Annotated in this window: 1 rRNA gene; it reads right to left on the reverse strand. The window is 53.5% G+C overall.

Annotated elements, in window-relative coordinates:
• Positions 1 to 1,553: ribosomal RNA gene (locus R7070_RS24950) — 16S ribosomal RNA — on the reverse strand.
• Positions 1,554 to 1,562 lie beyond the last annotated feature (9 nt).

The following is a 1,562-nucleotide window of genomic DNA, read 5'->3' on the forward strand; positions in this document are numbered from 1 at the left end:
TAAGGAGGTGATCCAGCGCCAGGTTCCCCTAGCGCTACCTTGTTACGACTTCACCCCAGTCATGAACCACAAAGTGGTAAGCGTCCCCCCGAAGGTTAAACTACCTACTTCTTTTGCAGCCCACTCCCATGGTGTGACGGGCGGTGTGTACAAGGCCCGGGAACGTATTCACCGTGGCATTCTGATCCACGATTACTAGCGATTCCGACTTCATGGAGTCGAGTTGCAGACTCCAATCCGGACTACGACGCACTTTTTGGGATTCGCTCACTTTCGCAAGTTGGCCGCCCTCTGTATGCGCCATTGTAGCACGTGTGTAGCCCTACTCGTAAGGGCCATGATGACTTGACGTCGTCCCCACCTTCCTCCGGTTTATCACCGGCAGTCTCCCTGGAGTTCCCGACATTACTCGCTGGCAAACAAGGATAAGGGTTGCGCTCGTTGCGGGACTTAACCCAACATTTCACAACACGAGCTGACGACAGCCATGCAGCACCTGTCTCAGAGTTCCCGAAGGCACCAATCCATCTCTGGAAAGTTCTCTGGATGTCAAGAGTAGGTAAGGTTCTTCGCGTTGCATCGAATTAAACCACATGCTCCACCGCTTGTGCGGGCCCCCGTCAATTCATTTGAGTTTTAATCTTGCGACCGTACTCCCCAGGCGGTCTACTTAACGCGTTAGCTCCGAAAGCCACGGCTCAAGGCCACAACCTCCAAGTAGACATCGTTTACGGCGTGGACTACCAGGGTATCTAATCCTGTTTGCTCCCCACGCTTTCGCATCTGAGTGTCAGTATCTGTCCAGGGGGCCGCCTTCGCCACCGGTATTCCTTCAGATCTCTACGCATTTCACCGCTACACCTGAAATTCTACCCCCCTCTACAGTACTCTAGTCTGCCAGTTTCAAATGCTATTCCGAGGTTGAGCCCCGGGCTTTCACATCTGACTTAACAAACCACCTGCATGCGCTTTACGCCCAGTAATTCCGATTAACGCTCGCACCCTCCGTATTACCGCGGCTGCTGGCACGGAGTTAGCCGGTGCTTCTTCTGTCGCTAACGTCAAATAATGCAGCTATTAACTACACTACCTTCCTCACGACTGAAAGTGCTTTACAACCCGAAGGCCTTCTTCACACACGCGGCATGGCTGCATCAGGCTTGCGCCCATTGTGCAATATTCCCCACTGCTGCCTCCCGTAGGAGTCTGGACCGTGTCTCAGTTCCAGTGTGGCTGATCATCCTCTCAGACCAGCTAGGGATCGTCGCCTTGGTGAGCCCTTACCTCACCAACTAGCTAATCCCACCTAGGCATATCCTGACGCGAGAGGCCCGAAGGTCCCCCTCTTTGGCCCGTAGGCATCATGCGGTATTAGCCATCGTTTCCAATGGTTATCCCCCACATCAGGGCAATTTCCTAGGCATTACTCACCCGTCCGCCGCTCGACGCCGTTATCGTTCCCCGAAGGTTCAGATAACTCGTTTCCGCTCGACTTGCATGTGTTAGGCCTGCCGCCAGCGTTCAATCTGAGCCATGATCAAACTCTTCAATTTAAGATTTTG

It is taken from the genome of Vibrio sp. 1557, assembly GCF_033340175.1.
Classification (GTDB): Bacteria; Pseudomonadota; Gammaproteobacteria; order Enterobacterales; family Vibrionaceae; genus Vibrio; species Vibrio alginolyticus.